This window comes from Rhizobacter sp. (genome assembly GCF_032229685.1).
GTDB lineage: Bacteria > Pseudomonadota > Gammaproteobacteria > Burkholderiales > Burkholderiaceae_C > LMDS01.
The window spans coordinates 18,640-42,477 of sequence record NZ_JAVTWP010000002.1 but is presented as its reverse complement, the minus strand read 5'-3'; the positions used below and the strand labels follow the sequence as shown (position 1 = coordinate 42,477).

10 protein-coding genes are annotated in these 23,838 nt (G+C 62.6%); all 10 read right to left on the bottom strand.

Annotated elements, in window-relative coordinates:
* Nucleotides 1-18: 18 nt before the first annotated feature.
* Complete coding sequence (locus tag AC30PD_RS00675; protein WP_489533704.1) at nucleotides 19-1,311, bottom strand: hypothetical protein; 1,293 nt, start codon at nucleotides 1,309-1,311, stop codon at nucleotides 19-21.
* A 293-nt stretch (nucleotides 1,312-1,604) separates the two neighbouring features.
* Complete coding sequence (locus tag AC30PD_RS00670) at nucleotides 1,605-4,739, bottom strand: SNF2-related protein (RefSeq protein WP_489533703.1); 3,135 nt, start codon at nucleotides 4,737-4,739, stop codon at nucleotides 1,605-1,607.
* Nucleotides 4,740-4,807: 68 nt separating this feature from the next.
* Entirely contained in the window at nucleotides 4,808-6,112 is a 1,305-nt protein-coding gene (locus AC30PD_RS00665; protein ID WP_489533702.1) for a hypothetical protein, read from the bottom strand.
* A gap of 51 nt (nucleotides 6,113-6,163) precedes the next feature.
* Nucleotides 6,164-7,501 (bottom strand): hypothetical protein, encoded by a 1,338-nt coding sequence (locus AC30PD_RS00660; RefSeq protein ID WP_489533701.1) that lies wholly within the window; start codon nucleotides 7,499-7,501, stop codon nucleotides 6,164-6,166.
* Nucleotides 7,502-7,648: 147 nt separating this feature from the next.
* Nucleotides 7,649-8,905, bottom strand: a complete 1,257-nt coding sequence (locus AC30PD_RS00655) for a phospholipase D-like domain-containing protein (RefSeq protein WP_489533700.1) — start codon at nucleotides 8,903-8,905, stop codon at nucleotides 7,649-7,651.
* 56 nt (nucleotides 8,906-8,961) lie between these two features.
* On the bottom strand, nucleotides 8,962-10,947 hold the full coding sequence (locus tag AC30PD_RS00650) for a chromosome segregation protein SMC (protein ID WP_489533699.1): 1,986 nt from the start codon (nucleotides 10,945-10,947) through the stop codon (nucleotides 8,962-8,964).
* Nucleotides 10,931-15,244, bottom strand: coding sequence for an Eco57I restriction-modification methylase domain-containing protein (locus AC30PD_RS00645; RefSeq protein WP_489533698.1), 4,314 nt, complete (start codon nucleotides 15,242-15,244; stop codon nucleotides 10,931-10,933). Before AC30PD_RS00645 ends, AC30PD_RS00650 begins: the two co-directional genes overlap by 17 nt.
* A complete protein-coding gene (locus AC30PD_RS00640) occupies nucleotides 15,241-15,825 on the bottom strand; it encodes a hypothetical protein (protein WP_489533697.1) in 585 nt (194 codons plus the stop codon). The genes AC30PD_RS00645 and AC30PD_RS00640 overlap by 4 nt, the downstream gene beginning before the upstream one ends.
* Nucleotides 15,822-18,677 carry a DUF8741 domain-containing protein gene (locus AC30PD_RS00635; RefSeq protein ID WP_489533696.1) on the bottom strand — a complete coding sequence of 952 codons (2,856 nt, stop codon included), beginning with the start codon at nucleotides 18,675-18,677 and terminating at the stop codon, nucleotides 15,822-15,824. The genes AC30PD_RS00640 and AC30PD_RS00635 overlap by 4 nt, the downstream gene beginning before the upstream one ends.
* Nucleotides 18,674-23,836: a DEAD/DEAH box helicase gene (locus AC30PD_RS00630; RefSeq protein ID WP_489533695.1), complete on the bottom strand. Its 5,163-nt coding sequence runs from the start codon at nucleotides 23,834-23,836 to the stop codon at nucleotides 18,674-18,676. The genes AC30PD_RS00635 and AC30PD_RS00630 overlap by 4 nt, the downstream gene beginning before the upstream one ends.
* Nucleotides 23,837-23,838 lie beyond the last annotated feature (2 nt).

Sequence of the window (23,838 nt, the reverse complement as noted above, 5' to 3'; positions counted from 1 at the left end):
AGGTCCTGTGCTCTGCCACTAGCGCGGGTACAGATCTTCATGACTCAGGCGCTCGCGGTGCACCGTCGCGCGTTGAGCCTGCACATCGTCGTCGACCTCGGCGGCGGGGCGAACCTGACCCAGCGAGAGTGCATTGGTTGCGAGGCCGCAGGCCACTGAAATTCGCTGATAGTCCACGGCGCCGGCATCGAATCCGTCCAGCTTGGAATGGACCGGCAGGTCCAACCAGTTCAGTCGAATGTGGTCAGGGAGAGAACAATTCGCCAACGCTGCCGTGTAGCCCGGCACGTTAACACCGCCGCCAGTCACGAACGTCCTCACGCCCTCGCGCCACTCCGGTGCCATGCGATAGCGCCGCTGCTTCGTCGTGAGCATGACCCGCGCGAAGGATGACCCGACACGGGCAAAGAAGCTCTTGTCACGGGCCTGCGTCTGCTCATGGGCCACGCCAGTGGCCGCGCAGAACTCAGTTGCATCCGTCAGTTCCGAAAATGGCCTGGCGATCGTGGCCCGGGGCGCGTTGTAGTCCCGCAATCGGTTCGCTATGAGGCCAAACGTACCCAATGCCTCCACGGTCGGAACAAAGAACGGGAAGACGTCATCGCCGTCCACGTGGTGGACATTGAAGGTCACCATGTCGACAGTGCCTCCACCAATATCCACCAAGGCATGCAGCCCGTTGCGCCTCTGAGCCGACTGTGCATAGCCGGCCAGCTGCGCCACAAACTCCGGCACAGCATCGGCCTCGGTCAAATCCATCGGCAACGGGCTGTCGGCGCTTGCAGCAACGAGTGTCGCGGCAGCGTAGTTGATCTTCGCAGCCTCCGAGAGACTCAAGGACCATGACAACCGCATCAGTTCCTGGTACGCGCGTCGGCGCCGCTCATCTTCAAATCCGTCACAAGGGATGCCGATGTTCAGGTGCCACCGGATCGGTCGGGTTCCCAGCTTCGGACCGTGGTGCTTGTACACCCAGGCCCGCACATACTGAAGAACCAGCGCCAGGAATACCGCCGCTCTTCGAATGGTCGCGTCATCGATCGACCCAGCGATGAAGTCCTGCTTCAGGCCGGAAATCAGATCGCCGGGGCTTGCCTCTGGATGCTGGCCAAGCCAGCAGCGACCTGTCGGTAGCGCGGAATACTCTGTTGGCAAAAGGTAGCGAGCGGCCGTGCAGACGACACCGTCCCAATCTACGGGGAACACCTTGTCAAGCAGCCCAACGGCTGCCTTCGTGTAGGCGGTCCCGAAGTCGAGGCCAATGAAGGCTTCAACCGCCCGGCCTTTCACGTCATCCTGCTTCTGGGTCATTCGGCCGCTTTCGGTCCAGCCGGGCGGTGGACAAAAATCGCCCTGTCGAGTCAAGGTCGTAGCGCGCGGCAAGTCCAGGGCGCCGGTTAGCTCCGGCTCAACTTGCTCAGCCTGCAGCCTCGCTGGCACCTTCTGCTGCGGCAACACCGGAGTCATAGGCGCCATGGCGCGGGCGGTACCAAGCTTTGCCACCGTCGCCGCTGGGGGTGGCGCCGGAATAGTCCTCTTCGGCGCAACGGGCGCCCCCATCAGACGCTTGGCCCGCTTGAGCCCTTCTCTCCAGTCCGCCATGGTCAGTCCCCCACAACTTCGATCAGGCCGCAGCAGACAAAGTGATTGCTCGGTGTGATCCGCTGCTGACGAAGGATTTGTTCCCGCCTCATCTCCATCCGAGCCTTCAGTTTGTCGATCCTGCCTTGGGTGGCCTTCACCAGGCCAGTTCTTTTGAACTCGACGTGCCGCTGCATCGTGGACTCCAACGTCTGCAGGCGGACACGCAGGTGTTGATCGAGGCCGTGGAGCTGGAACATCGCCCGGTCGCTGTTCTCATCTTGCTTGCGCTGAACTGCCGCCTTAAATCGCTGTTCCAGACTGTCCTCGAGCAAATCAAGCTGCTTCGCAAGTCCATCGCCCTCCTCCTCGGCCGCCGCTTCCAACCAGTCAGCTGCGAAGACGCGAGCCGCGTTGACCAATGACTCGGCCGCGTCGTCGCTGAGTGGCTCGCCCGACTCAAGCGCTACTGCAGCCGGCACCAGCAATTCCTCCGACTTGACGCCCTCGAATGCCCACTTCCGCAGTGCGAAGAAGTAGCGCCCAGGAAGCGCAGACTCCAGGTGTCGACGCTCTAGTCGCATGGCCACAACCGGGTACTGCTCACCACCGGCGTCCAGAAGGCTCGCGGCGATGAATCGAATCATCGGATGGAACTGGTGGATCGCCTCAACGTGTCTGTCCCGATTGCCGGCGATCTTGTTCAAGAATCGACATTGACGGGGCAACCCGTTGCCAAGCGATGTCTGCCCGGCCATGCCGTTCTGCCGGGCGAACTCATCCAACTCTGCCGCGGTCCTGGGAGGCAACTGAATCGTGTACAGGTTGGCCTGCTGCGCATCCTGCAGAAACTGGTGCCCGGGTGAGTTGCGTACCAGGTAGTCCTGCACGTAGATGACCAAGTCGGCCTCGGTCACCCGCCTGGACAACTCCTGAGCTGCCTCAATCCGCTCCAGCACCAGTCCACCATGCGCGATCATCTGCGCCGCGTTTGCCTCGAGCTCCTCCTGTCGTTTGCGGACATTCTCCAAGGCCTGCGCCGCCGTCGCAATTCGCGCCTCCTCCTCAGCGGGGGAAAGCTTGCTCGTCAGCAGCTCGGCCTCGAGTCTCTGGATCGTTTCGCCGATGATCGGCTCGGGTTCTCCCAGCGACTCTGTGAAGATGCGCAGGCGTTCCAGTAGCCGGCCCAGAATGCGCTCGTCGATGGTTCGCTCGTAGAACAGATTCCAAATGTGGATCTTGTCGGCCACCTGACCAAGTCGGTCGATACGACCAATACGCTGTTCGACCCGCATCGGGTTCCACGGCAAGTCGTAGTTGACGAGCACCTTGCAGAACTGGAGGTCAACGCCCTCGGACGCCACCTCGGTCGACACCAGCACGCGAACGTCGGTGCGCTCGGCAAACTCGTTGATGACGTCCTGCTTGCGCTGCTTCATGTTGCCCCAGATGAGCATCGCGCCGACGCCAGCTTCCGACAGCTTCGTTTGCAGGTAGCGCGCGGTAGCTCGGTAAGACGTGAAGAGCACGAGCTTCTCAGACGGATTCGCGGTGAAGTATTCCTGTGTAACCGACAGAAGGCGCTTGAACTTGGAGTCCCCGTCTTCGAGGGCCTGGATGTCCAGATCCCGGGGTCGGTTGTGAAGCAGATACTGCTTAAGTGATGCGCTGATCTCGTCGAAGTCAGACTCGTCGTCCAACTCCTCGGCATCCTCCATGACGGATTGCGACAGGTCTTCGACCAGCCCATCGTCTCCACCGACCCAAGCACGCGCGAACGCGGCCGGGCAACTGCAAACTTGCCGCTGCGGCGTCGCCAGAAGGAAACCGTCCGAGATCCCCCTCTTCCAGGCATAGTCGCGTGTCGTCTCCGTGACGTACTCGTAGAACTTCCGTTCCGCATCGGTCATGGGCACAGACTCGCGCCGAACCTCGCGTACGGGTCGATGGAGTTGCACATCCCGCTTGCGCGTACGCGTCAGCACATGGCCGAGGAGGTTGATGCGCTCCAAACTTGTGGCCAAGTCGGCCCGGTAGGCCACGGATTGAAGCTGGTCGGACGTTGGGGGCTGCTGCAGAAGCGTGGCCAGCTGCTTTGACTCGGACAGCAACGGCGTCTCCGACGCGTCGCGCAGGTGCTGCACGATCTCTTCAACCGTGCTATCGCGTCGCAGGGCAGCGTCACGAGCCCTCACGAGGGGCTGGTTGGCCTCAATCATCTCCCTGAAGCTACTCTGAAACTGAAAGTGCTCCGGATCACAAAGGCGCAGCAACTCGAACAGGTCCTGGTTGTGCAGGTTGATCGGTGTGGCCGACAGCAGCACCCGGCAATGCGAGACCTCTCTAAGCAACTCGCCAAGCCGGTTGGCGGCACTTTCTGGGTTCCGCATGTAGTGGGCCTCGTCGAAGATCACGAGATCGACGAGTGGATCGCTGCCTTCGTTCTCCGACAACAACTCGGCCAACGCCGCACGATTGGACTTCGCCTCGATGCCGCCTTCGGCCGAGGGGCGCCAGTTCTTCGGAGGACGCAGCGAGTGATAGCTCGCGATCCAGGCCTTCATCGGGCCATAGGCCGATGATCGGCGCAACTCTTCGGTCAGTGACTTGGCGTTGACCACCGTGGCTTCGATGCCGAAGCGATTTCGCAATTCTTCCTGCCACTTGTCGGTCAGCATCGCCGGACAGACAACGAGCAGCCGGCGCATATCTTCGCGTGCTCGGAGTTCGGTCCAGATGATGCCGGCTTCGATCGTCTTGCCGAGGCCGACCTCGTCGGCAATGAGCAGGCCATCGGCCGGCGACTCCAGCAAGGTCAACAACGGGCGGTACTGATGGGCATAAAAGTCGGTGTTGGTGATCCCCATCGAGTAGACGAGGTTCGCGAGCCGGCCTGACAAGTGCACCTGGGTGAGGTTGCGGCGCAAGTCGGCTGCGCGGCCAAACCGCCCCATTTCGAGCACGGCATATGGGTCATTCAGGCTGCCGCTGTCCCGTTGTTCGATCTGGTCCTCGGCGACATAGTCAGTGCTGCCGTCCTGGTGCCAGCGAACCTGGACGTACAGCCCGCTGGCTCGCTGGCGCGACTGGCCGGTGGTTGTGCCAGTCTTCCCAGGATTGTCGTACCGCCTTACCTCTGCTCCACGATCCCACGCCATCCTAGCTCTCCCTTGAGACCAAGCATCCTTGCACGCCATCAGCTCAATAGCTGAGCTACCTCAACGATTTATAGCGACCCTTTCCTGATCGTCGTCAGCTGCGGTTGCTCATGCTGCAGCGCGTCGTAGTCCAGGCTCGCTCCGCCCAAGGCGACGGCCATGCGGCCTCGAGACGCTCCAAATGTGCTGATCCCAGCTCGATCTTCCGGTAGGGTCACTTTGACCTGCAGGCGCCTGCCGTCAATCTCCACTGGCTTCTCAATGGCCTTGCGCAGGAATCCGATCGTGCCGCCTCCACCCGCCATTACCAAATCGAGCCGGCTGATCGAGTGGGTGGGTTTGTTCATCCACGAGGTGATGGTCGAAGCGTTGGCATGGACACTATTTTCAAGCTCGCCCCGAATCGCTCGCGCCATGCTCTTGGCCTCCGGGTGAGACTGCATGTCTTCCAACTGCACATCGGTACCGAGTTCCTGCACGTAGCCGTTCGTGAACAGTGTTTCCTTGATGCCGCGGATCCTGGCCTTGGCGTCCGCAAGCGCCAGCGCACTCGGCTTGCGCGCGCGCGACTGGATCAACTCCAAGACGATGGCGTCGATCTGGTTCCCAGCCTTGAACACACTCACCGGTTGCCCCAGCGGATAGAGCTTGCTACGCACCGACGAGGCGCTGTCCGGCACCAGCGACTGGAAGAGGCCAATGTCGGTCGTACCGGCGCCAACGTCGATCACGGCACAGATCCTGACGAGGTTGTCCTCATTTGGAAGCAGTTCCGCCGCCGCTGCCACAGGCTCGATCACATCCACGTCCGAGTGTCGGGAAGGAGATTTCGACTGCGTGTATTCGCGCAGCGTGGCCGCCGTCACGGTACCCCATTCGCGGTCCAGCGCCATCTGGCGAGCCTGGCAGCTCAAGCGGACAAGCGCGGCATTCGCAGCACTCTTCACCTGAGCCGGCCAGACGGGGTGCGCGATACGCAAGTCCAGTCTCTTCAGCGTGTCTGCACTGATGCCGTCGGCCTCGGCAGCCGCTCGAAGGGCGTAGGCCAGGAGACCGGCCAGCAGGTCCTCGCGGCTCAGCTCCAGGCCTTCCGCAGCGGGATCGGCCAGCCTTTCTGGCTCTCGCAGCCAGAGCTTCGGACTCACCTCGTAGAGGGTCGGGATGCCCGTGTCCTTACGCGCCACGACGGCGCGTTCACCGTAACGAACATACCGGCCCTGCGCATCGATATGGACTTCGCTGCGGATCGACGCGTCGTCCAGCCGCGACTTCGTCACACGCCCGATGTCGAGCACCTTCAACTTGCCGCTGGGCAGGCGCCGCACGGCCCGGATCGAACTGGTCCCGAAATCGATGCACAGCACTCCACTCATGTTGTTCCACTCCCATGGCAATCTGTTGTTCGCAGTTCTTCTTCGTGTTCATCAGACCGCGGCTACCAGTGCTGCAACGAGGACACGCGCCGACCCATCAGCCCTGCGCACTTGCACGCCGGGCCGAACAATTCGGACCTGACTAGGGGCTACGGCCTCCTCGGCCGTCAGGTGGTGCGACAAGGGGTCGTAGCTCACCACGTCCCCCTTCTCGCCCATCGGCTCAACGCCCGCGGTCCCGGCGGCCTGGAGCAGCATCGCGCTCAGCGACGCCGCTCGGTTGGCATCTGGCAGTTCTGCCACGAACGCATCCCAGGCTGGCAGCAGCCGAGCGAAGATGGCCTCGGTGGCGTATGTATCCGGACTGGACGGCGCATCAACCACCCCCACCACAGCAAGATCCGCCATCGCGGGAGCCACCGCGGCGGCAACGACGATGTGCTCATCCCAGCGCGGATATGCTGCTCGCCACGTCGGCAGCATGGGCCGCCAATGGTCCGCTGCCGCCGTCCCAGCGCGCTCCACGTCTGCCATCAGCAGTGAAACCGTCGCGAGCGACAGTGCATCCGCTCCTACGGCCACTTGCTTCGACACGGCGCCCTTCGCTGTGACCGCCGAGAGGCGCCCCACCGTCATCACGAACACCGGCTGGAGCAGCAAGGCCGGTATCACTGCCGCTTGCTCCTGTAGCAAGTGCAGCAAGGAGGCGGCGCTGCTGCCGAATGCCTTTTCATCGGTGGCCGCGGGGCGGACAGACTCGCAGAACGCTCCGACCAGCGCCGAAGCGCATTCGGCGAGCTTCCCGGCAGCCTCTGGTTTCGACGGCTTGAGCAGCCTTGTGGCCTCTTTGAGCAGGGCTGCTGTTCGCTCAGCAGATTTGGCGGCGGCAACCTGCGGTGCATAGAAGTCCCGCGTGAAGCTCAGGTTGTCCGCAAACGTTGTGCGAGCCCACTTCAGCAAGTCGGGAACGAACTCCTCCGGTGAAGTGGGGTCGGTGAGAGCCTGCTCGGCGTACGGCCGCGCCCACACCGTGGTTAGCTTGGCGAGTGCGGTCAGTGCCGCCTGTTGTTCGTCCTTCGCCAGCAGAGTCGCCAGTGGAGGCGGCGTCGTTTCTGCCCAGCGAGACAGCTTGATGGCGCGCTTGCGCGCCTCTTTGACGCCGAGCGACTGGGCTAACGCGAGCAGCGCGACCGCGCGCAGGGCTGCCTTGTCGTTTGGTTCGTTGAGGAATCCGACTGCGAGCATCGACACTGCCCGGCCAGCCTGCGCCTGCCAAGCCTCGTCCTTGGGCTTTGGCTCGTCCAGCAGGGTTCGCAGTAGATCTGAAGGCTGCGGTGGACTGACGTCTGGCACCGCTGCCTCGGCTGGATCGGGGACTTCGTTGCTCATGATCACCAAGAGATTGAGCTCGGGCTTCGGTTGCGGCGTAGAACGACGCGGCCGACTGGGGCAGTGACGGGACCACTCGCGCGGGCCGTGATCGTTGCAGCCAGCCGCGTGCCGCAAGGAGCCGATGGTGCGCTCGAGAACACCACGCTATCGCCCCAACCCTTCAAGGCTGGGTTGCAGCGTCGATCTGGCTGCTGTGAATTCGCTGAACGGCTTGTCGAAGTCAACGTCGGGATAGGCCTCTCGTACACCTGCCTGGAACTTGGGCTCCTTCAACATCTCGAAGGTCACCGCTTTAATCGTCAGGACCAAGCGCATCTCGTTGAGGATGTCATCGACCTTGGGAAATGCCTGGTCCAGTTGCCGGTCGATCCAGCGCGTGATCTGCTCCACCGTGGGCTTACCGACGATGCCCGCCAGCAACGCCTCAGGCGGCTTGGCCTTCAGCCCAGGCAGCACGCTCTGAACCAACTGTTTGCGGGAGTGATCGACCTCCTTCTGAAGTCGGCTCTTCACAGTCCCTGCAAAGGTGGCCACCTGCACCTGCAGCGCCGCCACGGCCGACTCCAGCCGTTGGCGGTTTGACCGCAGCGTGATCGACCCGTAGGGGTTCAGCACACGGGTGTGCACCTTGCGCAGCTTGTCGACGGCTTGCCTGATTTCCTTGGCCTCGCGCCCGATGGTCGCCTCCGGGTCGATGAGTTGGAAGCTGGTGGTGAGCCGCTCGCGCGTGACCTGGTCGGACACGGCCAACAGCAGGTCCTTGGGCAGTGCGACACGTTGGCGGGTGAGCTCGGTACCCACCAGTGAGAGTTCAACGAACTCGACGAAGGCATTGAAGACGTTGACCTTGCGCGCAATGTCGAACTGCTGCGGCGGATCCGCCTGAAGCGCCGCCTGGACCGACGCCAGGGCTTCAGGCTCGGCCGTGACTGCCCCGATCTCAGGCTGAGGCGCTGGAACGGACCGCCCATCCGTGGCAGGCGGATTTGGCGGGCTGATCGCCATCGCCAGTGTGTCGATCTGCGCCGGCATCAGGCGCATCGCATTCGGCGCAACGGCCCTTTCCATGGTGGCGTCGACCAGCAGCGGAGGGGTTGCAAAGCACCATCCCTGGTCGTCGACGATCAGCGTGCCCAGCCGCAGGCCTGGCTCAACCCGTATCGCCACGCCGGCTTGGGACAGCTGGCCGACCGCGTCGAAATGCCCATAGCCAAGGCGCGCCGCCTGCGCCGTGCCGTCCACCACGACGACGACGCGCTCCTGTCCCAAGCTACCGTGGGCCTCGATCAAGGCCGCCGCCACGGGATCGCCAAAGCCGGGAGCGCAAAGCAAGACCCGTTCTCTGGCCTCGCGAATGCGGAGCGCGAGGCCCGCGTCGTCGATAGTTTCGAAGGTAGACATTCAGTCAGATCAGGTCAGGTTGGTCGGGGTCGCCATTGGCCGAACGTCATTCGCCCCTACAGGTCGACGCCGAGCAGGCGCCTATCCGCAGGTGAACCATAGAGAGTCTCTGCCAGCCATGGCCTCTTGCAGAGATGCTTCGGTGGACTGGTCGTCGTCGTGACGATGTACTGAAAAAGGACCGGCTGGACCTCTTCCATGGCTGCTACCAGCTCGAACAACCTTTGGTAGACGCTAAGGCCGAGGTCAGCCTCGCGCGGACTGTCGTGAACGCAGAAGGCCGGGACATGCGTTTTGCCCTCGACGCTCATGCACAGCGCGGCCAAGTCGAAGGCGATCACTTTGAGCGATTCAATGGCGGCGGTCGACCGCGAACCGCCGAGTTCCACGTTCAGCTTTAGGCGGTCGGCGCCGAGGAGCACGCGACCGCTCGACTCGGGTGCAACGAGCGCGCGGATGACGGCGTTGAACTGCGCGGACACCCGATCGAAGGTCGCCCTCTGCGCCGCCTCGCGGTAGCTGCCCAACTGATCGCGTTTGGCCTCGATAACTTCGGATTGCTTGTCGAACTTGCCTCGCGCCGCCTCCAGTTCCTCATAGAGATCTGCCAAACGCTTCGCGCCCTCCTTTGCCACTTGCGCGCCGCGCCAGGCTCCAGAGCGCGCGTCCTGCGATCTTTCCGCGGCGTCGAGTGCCTTCTTCAGCTCACGCTGCCGTGTCCGGGCGGCTGGCAAGGCATTCCCGGCAGCACGCACGGCCTCCTCATTCGCCCTAAGGACCAGTCCGCACTCTCGGACTTTGTCCTCTAGTTCCTGCGCACGCTGTCGCAACGCGTCGAGATCGGGTAGCTTGTGAGACAGCCCGCACCCTTCGGCAAGAGCACGATCAATCGGCACCTCGCAGATGATGCAAACAGGGGAGCTAGCGTCGTGCACCTTCATTTTCCCGGCGCTCAGTTCCCCTCGGAGCGTTGGCAGCAGGGCATTGCGCGCATCGACTGCCGCAGTCGCCGCAGCCTCCTTCTTCTCCAGTTCCGCGACGATGCTTCGCTGCGCTTCGTGCTTCGCCCGCAACTCCGCCACGTTGCCCTGCAAGTCAGCACTGTCGACTTTGGCCAGCTTCGCCAACCTATCGGCCGCCGCTCGTCGCAAAACGTCAATGCACAACTTGCCCTCCGGCAGATCCACTAACGGAAGCCCGACTGCCTCCGCAGCCTCCTTCCGCGAGCGCCTCACTTGCCAGAGCAGGCGATCAACTTCGGTGCCACCTCCCTTGGCACCCTCTTCCAACCTCGCGATATCCGTCCGCGCCTCGATCTCTTCGTTCCCGATCGCCCCCAGCAAGGCCCGCAGCGCCTCCAGCACCCGTGTCTGCGACATCGAGCGCACCGGCGACCCCGATTCCGAATCCGGAGCGCGCCAGTCCAAAACCTTGTCGAATCGGCACTCTTGGTCACGCGTCAGCCACGCAAGCGCGATCAACCAGGGGTCCTGCGGGTGCTCGGCCTGCATCAGTTTTGCAATTGGCTCAGTCAGCACCTGCCGCTGGATCGCCTCGACCAGTGGCACCATGCCACTCGGCTGAGGCGGCAGGGTGGCTAAAAGCGCCTGGGGCTGCTGGCCCTGCACCGCATGGTGCTCGCGTCCGCCGCCCAAGGGGCGAACGACGCCCCACAAGTCACCGCAGACCATCACCTCGGCCGTGACATAGCCGTCGGGAAACGCGGCGGCAATGTGCTGCCGCTGCTCGTCGGCCGAATATCGCTCCTCGCCCAGGCAATAGCGGAGGAGACGGCAGAACAGCGTCTTGCCGCTCCCATGGCCAAGGCGGTTGTTGCTGGCCGCATCGTCGGCGCTCGCGGCGTCCGCTGGGTCAGGTGACCACACGATGTTCAGGCCGGGGCGCAGCGCGATATCGCGAATATGGGTCTTCGCGTCTCTCCACAGAGTGAGCCGGCGTACCCATAGACGCGGCTCGACTTCCCCCACGCGGGGCGTGATGGTCATTGGCGCGTCGGCGAAAAGTTCAGGCTGCCCGCTCATTGACAATGCTTGCCAGTTCGAGCGGCAGCCCCTGCAGCAGGGCGCTCAAGTCCTGCGACTTCAGCCAGCTGACCACCCAGCGCGCGCGGCCATCCGGCCAACCCGATGTGTCGTAGACATCCAGTCCGGGGCCAGAGCCCCAGGTATCCAAGATCATGTCCTCGACCAGAACGCCCCGGGCGCGCATCGTCTTCACGGCAACGCCGAAGCTCGTGCGCGCGCCCGGCGCCAGCGAGCCGATGCCCGAGGGCAGCGCCGCGGCCTGGTTGCCGACGAGCCGCTGCCACTGCGCCGCCAAGGGTTGAGGCGCGAGGCGGGCGAACAGCCTTGGCTCGGCGCACAGCAGGGCCGCCAACCGCGCGTGCTGCGTAGCGGCCGGCGCGGCGAAGGCCTTCAGCACGGCGGCTAGCGCAAGCGTGTCGTTCGTCGCTGGCTCCGCGCCCGCGCCGGCCCAGGCGGCATCCGGGACCGCGGAGACTCCGGCCGAGACGGTCTCAAACGCAGGTACGCCGACTGGTGCAGACGGCGGGGTGGCCTCGGCAGAGCGGTTGGCGGCCGTGCGCTTGGCCTTGCCTTTCGCAGGCGCCTGCGCTTGCGCCACCTCTTCTAGGGCGCGCTGGTGGTTCAGTGCCAGCAGGCGCTTCAGCACTTCCTTGCGGGCGGCGGGGCTGATGGTGTACCGGACGCGGTCGTTCTCGGGCAGGGTCTCGACTTCGACGAAGTCGTGGCCGAGGTTAAGGTCGGTCCACCCGTACGCGTCGCGTGCGGCGTTGTCTAGCGCGACGTGCAGGCGGCGAAGTTCCATCAGGCCATCTAAGCCCGCACGGGCAACGTCGGCGGGCCTCTTGCTGACCTTGGCAACGTGCTCGGGACTGAGGTCACGGGTGTGGAACAGGTTGTAGATGGCAGTCAGGCCAAGCCGCAGCTCGCCCATTAAGCGGTGGCGCCGATCGTGGTACAGCTCACCAATCTGCCCAAGCTCTGGTATCGCTGTCCGCCAGAGGTCACCCGGAAACGGGAAGGTCTCGAAGCAGTTAGACGGCGAGTACCGTAGGTCTTGCTTTAGCGCACTGCTGTAGTAGCGAGCCCACGACTCATGGATTCCAGACTGTAGGACTGAAAAATGGTCCCATCGATCAGTGTCGACAATGAAAAGCGCATTGGTGAAGATCTGATCGGTTCTGTAACTAGAAAACGTGAGGTGCTTCGTAGTGATGGCAGCCGCAAAGCACTTCTTCTTTAGCGCAATACTGCGGTACATATCTACAGAATAGCGACCAAACAGCCACCAACGCTCAGCAAGTTTCTTGTTCGCTGCACCCTCGCGATCCCCATACTTTTGCCGCTCCTCCTTAATGAAGAGCTCCGCGTATGAAAAGGCAGCGGCGTATGTGCGCGCCGTGTCTAGATCATAGTTTTTGAAGCAAATGACACTCCGACTTGGGGACTGCTCGGGGGAAGAGTTGGCCTCTTCTCCATTGAGAATCGGTAGGACCACTTCCGCGTTTCGTGGATCAGCGTCGATCATTTCACGACGAGCGGTATGCGACACAAAGAATGCATCTGCGTACAGCACGGATCCAATGTATCCACGCCCTGATTGAGCTAGCAGGCTGGCTGGTGGGGCGAGATTGTCTTCGTCCTCAAGCAGAGACGAGATGTTCTTCGCAGCTGTGCCGTCAAGGTATCGGGTGTAGTTGTGCTCAGTCTTTGAGAACGAGATCAAAGACACGAACAACTTGGCCCGCCCGGGCCATCTGACGGCCCGAATGGCCATGATGATCTGTGCCCCACGTTGGATAATTGCATCCAGACCATCTTCGCGAACGCCGCCGTCCTTGATCGAGTTTGTTGTTATGAACGCAGCCAAGCCCATCGGATTCAGCAGAGAGTGAATTCTTCGGAGGAAGAAAACTACTAGGTCACTCAGGCCGATTGGCTCGAAAAGCCAAGTAGCCAAGCTGCAGAATCTGTCTCCATATGCATCCCGAATCTTTTTACCCCCAAGATAGGGAGGATTTCCTAGGATGCAGTCGAAGCCACCCGCCGACATCACCTCAGGAAACGCCAGAAACCAGTGAAAGAAGCGCTTGCGCTCCGCGATCGCCCATGCCTCCGCCGTCGCTTGCGTCTGTGGTCTGCCCGTGCCTCGCCAGTAGCTGCGAAATTCTTCGTCGGTGACATGCATCCCCGGCCGGTTTTTGACCTTCGGTAGGTAGAACTGCGCGATCGGGATCGCCGCCAGCTGCTCCATCCACAGCGCCTCGGCCGAGTTCGACAGCACCTCGAAGCGCTCGCGCTTGGCCTCCACCTGCTCGGGCGTGTGCTCCGGCAGCATGTCCAGCGCCCTCCAGCCTTTCAGGGCCTCGTCGAACTGCCGCTCGACCGCCGGGTCAAACTTCAATGCCTTCTGACCACTACGCTCGGCCTTGTTGCGCTGGCGCAGAAGCGCGGCCACTTCCTTGTCGTCCCCCGGCATCGTCGCGAAGGCCTCGTCTGGCACACCACGCGACTCGATGTCCTCTCGCCGCACGTAGCCGACGATGGCGTTTCCGCACTTGATGTGGTGGTCCAGAAAGCTCAGCGGCTCGCCGGGCACATGCGCCTCCAGCCACAGCGCCACCTTGCACAGTTCCACCGCCAGCGGGTTCAAGTCCACGCCGTAAATGCAATGGCGGATCGCGTCGCGCACGGCGGTGCGCATCGCCAACGGCGAAGGCTGGTCCTCGCCGGTGCGCACGACAGCCAGTTCGTGCCCGATGCGCCGTGCGGCGGCCAGCAGGATGTGGCCCGAGCCGCAGGCCACGTCCGCCACACGTAATGACAACAGCGCAGCCTCGGGATCCTTTTCCTTCAGTCGCTCGGCGATCAGGTGCTCGAGCGAGTGCTTGATGAGCGGCTGGACCAGTGCATCAGGCGTGTAGTGCGAGCCCGTGTTGGCGCGCTCGTCGCCCTGCTTGAACGCAAACGTCGTCTGCGCGACATCCGGCAGGATGACGGGTTCGTACTCCAGCAGCCCTTCGTAGACGGAGCCGAACTCCTCGACGTTCAGCGCACCGTAGTTGACGCGAATGAGCTGGCCATTGTCGGGGTGGGTATAGAGGTTGAGCGCCCGCAAGGCGCCCAGCACTGCGTCGTTGCCCAGAGTGCAGCCGATCAACGCGTCGATGGCCCGCGGCTGAAATAAGTCGCCCGCCAACGGCGGCACGCCCATCTTCAGACCGGGCCCGCCGGCCTCGAAGAGGCGAAAGCTTGCCTGCAGCGCTGGCCAGAGGTCGGCATGTCGCCGATCGGCCAGGTACCGCCGCTCGCTCATGCGCCGAAGCCGCATGACGCTGTAGAACTGCTCGTAGATCTCACGGTGGCGCGCCGCCGTGCCGCTCGGGAAGACCAGGCCACGCTCCTCGATGACCATCAGGAAGAGCAGCCGGTAGATCAGCCGAAGAACCTCCTTGTAGAAGTCTTCTGCCGACAGTCGTCCGCCCGCCACCCGCGCGCGGAGGTCGTCATTGGCCTTGTGCTGCAAGAAGCCGTTGGCCAAGCCCAGGATGGCTTGCTCCACCGCTTTGGACAGGCCCTCGCGGATACGTGAGCCGGCGTCGAGCGAATCCTGGTGGTAGCGCTCGATCCAGCTCTGCGCCGCTTCGTCGCGGTTCGCCGGAAGACGGGTGGCATGCAGCAGGCGATACAGGACTGCGAAGTCGGCAAAGAGACCGTCGCTGAAGATGCGGTCGAGGTCGAACTCCAGGTAGGTGAGCTTGATGAGCCGGGAACTGTCGCGCAGCAGGCGGAGCACGCGGCCGTTGGTGACCAGGCCGTAGAGCTCATCGGCCAGATTCAGGTACTCCTGGACCATGGCGTGTGCCGACATACGCAACGCGCCTGAACGTTGCTCTGCCTTGCGGTCCAGGCCTGCTGGGTCCCTGTACCCCGTCACATGAACGACGGTGTCTCCGCGGTTTGCGACGCGGTGGGACAGGGGAAAAAGCTTGCCGTTGACCTCGGCGCTCTTGGGCTGGAAGTCGAGCTGGTAGCCCAGCAGGCCCAGCAGCGGCAGTACCCATTGCTGACGGGTTTCGGTGGTGGCCGGGCTGTCGGCGCGCACCGTTTCGAGCTTGCGCTGAAAAATGCGCCAGTAGTCCTGGGCGTCGGCCCAGGCACGCGCGATCTCGTCCTTGACCTTGGCGGTGCCTTCCAAGCCGAAGTCGGCTGGGCGCTGGCCGGCCAGATCATCCAGCCGGTCGAGGATGTCGGGCGAAAGGATCGAGCCTTCGATGCGAATGCTGGGGTAGATCATGCGTATCGAGGGGCGAGGATGACGGGACAAGGCTGACCGGGCGAGTAGCCCAGCCAATCAAGAATGGAAAGAGCGCCGGCATGTGGTTGGTGCCAGGCCGCCGCATGCTGCCCCGCGAAGCCGGCGAGAAGCTGCGATGCAACTGCTTCATGCGCACCCGAGTCCTGACCGACAACGAAGCCTTCGATCAGGTGCAGCGTGCGATCTCCCAGGTGCTCTTGCACAAATCGAAGGAAATACTGGGCGGCCAGGGCCATCGTCGCGCCAGCGCCCAGGCTCCACCATCGCGGCCTCGTGGCCTGCTCGAACGGCCCCCGAGCACACGGGTTGCCACGGGCGTTGAAGCATGCCGACAGCGGCGCTTCGACGATCAGCACGCTGTCGCCGTGGCGTCGAACGTGGGCCGCCACGTCATCTATGCATTCCCTGAATGTCCGCTTGACGGGACTCAACAGCCCCTGACCATCGGACGATGCGAACCCACATGACCTGGAGGTGCCTGAAAAGCCCAGGTCAACAGCCATGCACGGCATCGCGCGCGTGGCGGTGGCGTGGTCGGCAGACGACAGAGACACGATCATGTCGACTCCGGAAGCAGCACGTAGGTGCCCAACAGGTCCATCGGAAGCACCGGATACACGACCTGAAATCGCTGCTTCTCCATCAGCGAACTGAAGCGCTCATGCGCGTCGACCAAGCGCTTGGATTGCGCTTCGGCAATTTCGACAAAGGCGTCGCCCAGGCTGTCGAGAAGACCGAGTTCGTTGTCCAGGAAGCTGGCGCGGGCCTGCGGCGAAAGGTCGGAGGTTGCCCTCGCCTCGTTGATGAGTGCCTTCGCCGTGGCGTGGTCCAGGAACTCCCTCTGCAGGGGTGTGCCGCGCCAACCCCAAAGCAACATCTCTTCGGCAACGATTTGCTGATGGCTGCGGGATTGTTCGATGACATTGCGGCACCGAAACAGCATCAATGTTGTCTTGACCGTGACCGCACGGGTGCGGATGACGGCCGCACGAGCCGCCCGCTTGTCCTGCCTGCCAATGGTGTTGGCCATGACCACTTGGCACAGCAACTCCACGAACGGGTGGTTGCGGCCCAGATAGTGAAAGCCCTCGGGCGTGGGCGACTTGAACGACACCTGAAGCAGGTCGCCGGCCGGCAAGGCTTCGCGCAGCACTGGAGGCAGATTGCCGGTGACAACTCGATAGCCCTTGCCTTGCGCCACCACCTGAACACCCATCAGGTTGTTCAGCACGCTGGTGACAAAGGTCTCCACGGCCTTGGGGTCGCCGATGGCCTCGTCCACCTCGCGCAGGTCGGCTTCGACCTCGTGCGCCTTGATGGCATGCTGGGCAAAGATGGAGCGCGAGGCCTTCTCTCGTTCAGCAGCGTCATCGAGCTTGCGGGTGACCTTGTCTTTGGCCGCCGCGGCTTCCTCGAAATCGCTGAAATCGAACAGCGTTCCCTGCAATCCTTGCTGGGTGCTGATGGTGCGGCTGGGGTTCAGCAGCAGCGCCTGCGTGATGGTGTCGATGATGCTTTGCGAGTCTTCGGGAAACGGCACGTTGATGCCGGTGGATCGCTTGATCTCCCTGACCTTGCGCAGCAGCACATCGAGCACCACGCCGTCGATCGGGTTGTCGGCGCCATAGAGCAGGCAAGCCTTGACCACCGGCGCCACTTGGCCAAAGCGGTCGACACGGCCTTCGCGCTGCTCCAGCCGGTTGGGATTCCAAGGCAGGTCGTAGTGCAGGACGGCGGTGAACTGGTCCTGGAGGTTGATGCCTTCGCTCAGGCAATCCGTGGCTACCAGGACGCGCAGTTTCGAGCGGCCCATCACCTCGATGCGCTGCTTGCGCAGGTCGTCTGGCAGCTCGCTGGTGATAACTTGCAGGTCCAGCTTGGGGAACTGCCTGCGCAGCAGCGGCTCCAGGTGCTCTGCGACGTACTTGGCCGTTTCGATGTAACGGCAGAACACGACGGGGCAGAACGGCGTTGGTTCGGTCAGCCAGGCCGTGATCTGCCGCGCGGTGGCAGCCAGCTTGCGGTCATGCTCCGCGCCCGCCAACTCCTGCAGGCGCTCTCCGAAATCCTTGAGCTGGCGGCGCTGGTGGTCGGACCAATCCGCGCGCTCCACCACCTGGGTCGGCGCGTTGTCGGCCTCGTGCCCAAACTCAGTGTCACCCACCGGATTCGGTGCGTCGTCGGGGATCGCGTCGCCCTCTTCGGTGCGGCCTGCCTTGGCCAGCGCCGACATGCGGGTGTTGAGCATTTCCACGCCCGCCGACGGGCTGGACATCACGCCGCGCAGCAGCCCGAGCGCCGTCCAGTAGTGGACCCGCTGCTGCCGGCCGCCCTTGACCGGCGCGATGAGCTTGCGCGAGAACTCGATCAGATCGTTGAAAAGCCTGAGGTACTTCGGAGACAGGGCGTAGTTCAGTTCGAAGGCGTCGCGATCGGGGAACGGCGTGTCCTCGCCGAGCCACTTCTCCACGTCGCCGCGCTTGCGCTGTACGAAGTGTCGCGCAAGCTCCCGGCGCTGCGCTTGCGATGCGGCAGGAAGGTCCACTGGCTCGAACTCCGGCTTGAGCAGCCCGAGCAGCGATTGGAACTCTTCGGACTTACCGCTGTGCGGGGTGGCAGTGAGCAGAACCAGGTGCTGGCCAGGCTTGGCCGCGATGCGGCTGACCAAGTGGTAGCGCTGCTGCTGGCTTGCCGAAGCACCCTCCGGCCGAGCGCAGCTGTGGGCCTCGTCAACGATGACCAGCTCGGGGCATTGCTCGATGAACACATCGCGTCGGACATCCGACTTGATGAAGTCGATGCTGATGACCTGGTACGGGTAGTAGTCGTAGACGCTTGTGTCGCCGTGAATCTGCCTGTCCAACCTAGCCTGGGTGTTGGACCGGATGATCACCGCCTCGATGTCGAGCTTGGCGCGGATTTCGGCCTGCCACTGCTCACACAAATGCGGAAGGCAGATGACGGCGAAGCGCTTGATCTTGCGGCGCTCGATCATCTCGCGGACGATGAGAAGTGCCTCGACGGTCTTGCCCACACCCACGTCGTCTGCAACAAGCAGACGCGTCTGGTCCTGCCGCAGCGCCATGATCAGCGGCACCATCTGGTAGGAGCGCGGACGGAAGGACAGCTTTGCCAGGCAGCGGAACGGGCCGGCGCCATTGCGGAACGCCAGACGGGCGGCGTCATGGAGCAGGCGCGCGGTAGCGAAGTCGCCGAGGTCGGCTGACGTGGGTGGTGCGAAGCGGGCATCCTTCGGCTGCTCGCCGCCCAGCGGAAGGTACAGGCCAGTGACCTCGTCTTCGGACCCGCCAAGCGGCTTCAGCACCAATAGTTCCGGGTCAGCCGAGGGAAGCACGACCCAGTCGCGGCCTCGCAGCGACACCAGCTTGCCAGGTTGGAAAGCGACGCTCATTTGACCTTCTTGAAGATGTCAGGACGTGCGGCCACCTTGGCGGCCAAATCGTCCTTGTAGTAGTAGACCCAGACCTCGTCGCCGCGGGCAAGGATGGCTTGCCGCTTGAGCTGGTCGTCCTCCTGAACGGCAGGTTGGTCGTGTGGCGTGCCGTCGCAGAAGACCCAGATGCGTGGCTCGTAGTAGAAGTCGGGTTGAACATAGAGCCCGTCTACGCGCTTCTGGGCTGCGTCAGGCAATCGCAGGCCGTTCTCGTACAGATGGTCGATGAACTTGCGCTCTGTGGACGAGCTGGGATCCAGATGTTTCAACAGGCTGGCGTGCTGATCCTCGTAGCTGGCGTAGCCCTTGTTGGTGTGGATCTCCAACTGGCAAACCGCCAGCTTCGCCAGCGCGTCCCGAATCAGATGCCTGTCGATGATCTGGTGGTCGCGCTGGTTGTAGTAGCTCAGCAAATCGTCATAGGAGGCCGGACCTTTGTATTCAGGATCGTCGAAGCGACACAGCTCTTGCGCCCGCGCGACCACGGCACGGAAAGCGCCGATGTCCTCGACGAATCGGGACAAGATGCCCAGGCTGCCCTCGGCAGCTTCATACAGAAGAATGTTGGGTGCGCTGGCGTCGCCCACCGAGATGACACCGATCTCACTCGACTCGATCTGGAAGACCTGCTCGATTGCGCGTTTCAGTGCGTGCTGCAGCGTGACCACGCCGTCTGACTTCAAGCCTAGAGGCTGCACCGGCACGATGTAAAGGGCATCGGCCAAGTTGGAAGTCCACAGCTTGATGCGTCGGAAGTCCTCCCGTTGAGGCTCGTCGGGATCGGGCATGGACGCACGCCACTCGCCGCTGACCATGCCGATGGGAAAACCATCGGTCTTCTGGGCCCGCCATTTCTCGTTGACATGCACCAACCGCGCTGCGGGCACGAACATCAGGTTGATCAATGCGTCGCCGCCGATCTTGAGACTCGCCCTCTGGACGCGATCCATGTCGCCGCCATCGATGCTGAAGTAGGTCTGGATCGAGAACCCGCGCGAGGCGCGTTCCTCTTCCTCGCATGAGATGCGGTCAACCTCTTCGGCTCTGGACTCCGTCATCTCCATCAGGTCATGTAGATGCTGCTTGTTGGCGTTGTCCGACAGGCTGACACCCGAGAGCGGGCAGTTTTCCAGTTGAAGCTGGTCGCCCACCAAGAAGTATCCGGCCTTGGTGCTGATCTTGGCTTCGGTCAGCGCTGTTTCGGCCTCCTGCACCACCAGCTGACGAACCTGGTACTTGCGCCCGCTGTGGTAGATGACATTGAGCGGCCCAAACTCGCGCAGTGCGATCGACCGCGGCCGGGAGATGAACTCGCCATGAGTGTCCGATGTGGGAAGGAACACTCGCAACGGCAAGCGGGTGAAGTTGTAGCCTGGGAGGAACCCTTCGGAAGCCAGATAGCGATAGGGGTAGAACTCTGACAGCTCTGACGAACCGCCACCGCTGTTGCGGAGCAGATCGAGCTGGCGCGTGGCCTGGTCTTGGCTGCGCTTGTACTTTCTGTACTCCTCGCTGCCCAAGCTGAGCGTGCCGCTCTGGATCTTCTGTGTCGCCTTCTCCAAGGTGCTACGCGCCGTGCGATACAAGGTGCGCCAGCGTTCGATGGAGTGGTTCAAATTGTCGGGGAGCGCATCGAGCGTCTGCTCGATCCACGCGTCGGTGAACCAGTGGCTGGCTCGTGTCTTCAGATCGCCTTCGAAGTCCTTGATGGCACGTTGGAAGGTCGCCCGGATTCGGTCCTTGGTCAGGCTGCCCAGTTGCAGGCCTGAGCGAACACTGGCCAATAGAGGCAGCTCTCGCTTGTCCTCATCCAGAAACCGCGTGATGGATGGCCGACCACCCTCGTTGCTCTCCAGGCCCGGCAGGCCCACTTCGGACACCGCGAGCGCGTTGAGGTGAGTCTGCAGCAGTTCCCGGTTGGCCAAATCGAGCCGAGGCGGCTGGACCACGCCAGCGACCAAACTTGCCTGCTTTCCAAAATAGTGCCTGTCGTGAGGCGAGTAGGTCGAGCAGTAGGTGAACACCAATGCGCCCTGCCCGCCCCGTCCGGCTCGGCCGGCCCGCTGAGCGTAGTTGGCTGGGTTTGGCGGGGCGTTTCTCAAGTGCACGACGCTGAGGCCGCCGATGTCGATGCCCAGCTCCATGGTGGGGGAGCAGTACAGCGCGCTGATCGCCTCGTTGCGAATGCGAACGACATCTTGGTGCTTCTTGTCCGAGTCGAGATACCAGTCCGCCCGAAATCTGTCCTCTCGGTCGCGCCGCTGCTCGACATTGAGCTGGCCGGTGTGGTCCTCTGCACGTAGCCGCTTCGCCGCCGCGAAGTCCCGTCGATACAGGTCCTGGAAGAAGAGGTTCGGCTTCGGCGCCTGCTGCTTGTAGCTGCGACGCTTGATGAGGTCGGCCTTCACTGTCTTGAGGTCGCCTGGCCGCCAGACGAGCTTTTCGATGCGCAGGCGATACAGCGTGATGTTGTCGTTCTTCTCACCTTTGGCACCTTGCGATGCGAGGTAGTCAGCGCCTTCAAGCTTCTTCATCAACAGCTTGATGAAATGGGCGTAGTGGTCGCCGCGCAGGTCTACGTCAAGTTCGCGCTGCTTGACGAAGAGCTTGATGAACTTCCCCAAGCCACTGGCGGGCCCCATGCTCTTGGAAGCGACCTTGGCCGAACGGTGCAAGGTTTCAAGCCGCATGTAGTACGGCTCACGCAGGCTCTCATTCGGATCCAGCGTCCAAGGCGCGCGCAGCTTTTCTCGGAAGAGCTTCTCATGCTCACGGAGCTTGCCTTGGGTAAGGTAGTTCTCGCTGTGAAGCGCGTATTCCAGGCGGAAGAAGTCGAGGATCGCGGTGAGGAACAGCAAGCGATCTTCAACCACCAGCTCACCTAGGATCGGCACGTCATCCCAAAACTTGTCGGTGCCTGCCACATCCGAGAGGTCTGAGTACGCGATCTCAAGGAGCGCGCATTGCTCCAAATTCGGCAGCACGATTCGCCAACTGCGGCGCAGGTCACCGAGCGCGCGGTACAAGAGGAACGTCTGGAAAAGCTCGTCGTACCCGCGCTTGATGTTCGGAAGCTCCGGTTCTTCATTCTTGTTGCCGTACTCAACAAAAGGGAGCTTGAGCGCGTTGAAGACCGCTGCCCCCAAACGCTCGAAGGTCAGGCCAGCATCACCGGCGGCGGTGATCGCGCGCTGAATGCCCGCTCGAAGACGCACGACCTGGACAAAGTCGTTGAAGTGGCCGGCCTGCAGCGCAGCATCCTGACGGTTGTCCGTAAAGCTGATGAGCTTCTGGTCTCTCGCGGCGAAGCCGGCGTCACTGAGGCGGTTCAAGATCGAAAACGTTGTGATCGTCGTCGACGTGCTCCGGCCTTCGCTGCCCAGCTTCGTGAGCTTGGTCCCTTCATTGGTCTTGGTGTCGAAGAACACGCCTGCCGTCGGGTCAAACAGAAGCGGCGAGCGCATGAACCAGCCCCACCACTTCAGGGGTTCAGTCTCCGAGCACCGGCCGGTTTCGTCGAAGTTGAGTCGAATGGGAAAGAATGCGCGCTTGCGGCTGTCCGGGCCGGTGCGAGCCTTGTTCAACCACGAGTCGGGCAGAAATGCGAGATCGTCACGCTCATCCCAGATGTCGTCGCCAATGATCAGGTAGCCGTCCTGTCCTCCATCGTCTTCGTCGCTCGACTCGCGAAACTCGCGAGCTTCAAAATGGTCGCCGACGCGGGTAACACAGATGAAGGCCTGCCCACTGGCTCGGCTGAACACATTCGGAAAGATCGGCTTCTTGCTGTCGTCGTCGTTCTTGAAGACACCAGGCTCAAGCGTGATGAAGCGGTTCTCGTCCTGATCGAGCGTGGTGTAAACCGAACCGGTCTGCGAGATGAACTGGTGGAGCTTGAACGGCAAGACGGTGTAGCGCTTGCCACCGGCCTGAAGACCTAGGTTGATCTGGCTAATCCACTGAAGCAAGTCATCCAATGCGTTGGCTGCGGCAGACTGATCAACCTCTGCATCCGCGGCGAGCAACTGGGCCACCTCGGAAGGCGGTAACGGTTGGCCCCGAAGAAGATGTCCTGCCGACAGCCGAAGCGCAACTCGGTTTTCAAGCCATTTACCAAGCGGATTCGCTCTTAGCGCGTCCAGGCTTGCGGAAGACGTGATGCCAGCTTTGATCGCGCCCTGCAGCGCAGTCGCGTGGGGCAAGGCGTCGCCGTCTGCCAACGAGCGGGCCAGCGACTCTGAAACCACCTGGTCAACCAAGAACTTCCGGCCGAAAAGTACCGTCGCGACGGCCGCGATCTGGACTTTCTGCTGATTCGGATCGTCGCCGGACGCCATGGTGGCTGAAGTTCCGATGCACACCAGCCTTCTTGCGCACTGAGCTTGGATACGTCGGATGAGCATCGCCACATCGGCTCCCTGCCGGCCCCGATAGGTGTGCAGCTCGTCGAACACCAGGTACTTGAGATGCGCGTAGACGCTGTCACGGATGCGGCGCTCCGCTGTTCGCGTGAGCAGCAGCTCCAGCATCATGTAGTTCGTCAGCAGCACATGCGGCGGGCTCTCGCGCATCCGCTCGCGCACTTCCTCCTTCTCCTGGCCTGTGTACTGTCCGAAGGTGATCGGGAACGTCTTGCCGGTAGCTTTCTCGTAGTTCTCCCGATAGCGCTTGAACTCCTCGAATTGGGAGTTGATCAGCGCATTCATCGGGTAGACGATGACCGCGCGGATGCCACCGTCCGACGGGTGGCTGAGCAGGTCGTGGAAGATCGTGCCGATGTAGGTGAGCGACTTGCCGGATCCCGTGCCCGAGGTCACGATGAAGTCGCGATCACCGATGCCAAGCTTGATCGCGTCGACCTGATGCTTGTACAGCGAGTAGCCCTTGAGGATGTCGGGAATGTCCGGGTGGAGGACACCCTTGGCCGCCACCTCATCGACCGTTCCGGCCGATTCGTAGGCGGGGTTGAACTGAAGAAGCGGCTCCGGCCACAGTCGGCCCTCGGCAAGCTTGTTTTCGACGGTTGATCGAATCGCCGGGTCAGCGATGTTCAGGAAACTCTGGATATAGCTGGCGTAGTCTTCGACAACTTGTTTGTGGGTCAGCAGAACGTCCATTT

Coding starts and splice junctions, on each gene's coding strand:
- AC30PD_RS00655 (WP_489533700.1), bottom strand. CDS start 8,905: ATGTCTACCTTCGAAACTATCGACGACGCGGGCCTCGCGCTCCGCATT.
- AC30PD_RS00635 (WP_489533696.1), bottom strand. CDS start 18,677: ATGAGCGTCGCTTTCCAACCTGGCAAGCTGGTGTCGCTGCGAGGCCGC.
- AC30PD_RS00675 (WP_489533704.1), bottom strand. CDS start 1,311: ATGACCCAGAAGCAGGATGACGTGAAAGGCCGGGCGGTTGAAGCCTTC.
- AC30PD_RS00645 (WP_489533698.1), bottom strand. CDS start 15,244: ATGATCTACCCCAGCATTCGCATCGAAGGCTCGATCCTTTCGCCCGAC.
- AC30PD_RS00640 (WP_489533697.1), bottom strand. CDS start 15,825: ATGATCGTGTCTCTGTCGTCTGCCGACCACGCCACCGCCACGCGCGCG.
- AC30PD_RS00630 (WP_489533695.1), bottom strand. CDS start 23,836: ATGGACGTTCTGCTGACCCACAAACAAGTTGTCGAAGACTACGCCAGC.
- AC30PD_RS00670 (WP_489533703.1), bottom strand. CDS start 4,739: ATGGCGTGGGATCGTGGAGCAGAGGTAAGGCGGTACGACAATCCTGGG.
- AC30PD_RS00650 (WP_489533699.1), bottom strand. CDS start 10,947: ATGAGCGGGCAGCCTGAACTTTTCGCCGACGCGCCAATGACCATCACG.
- AC30PD_RS00660 (WP_489533701.1), bottom strand. CDS start 7,501: ATGAGCAACGAAGTCCCCGATCCAGCCGAGGCAGCGGTGCCAGACGTC.
- AC30PD_RS00665 (WP_489533702.1), bottom strand. CDS start 6,112: ATGAGTGGAGTGCTGTGCATCGATTTCGGGACCAGTTCGATCCGGGCC.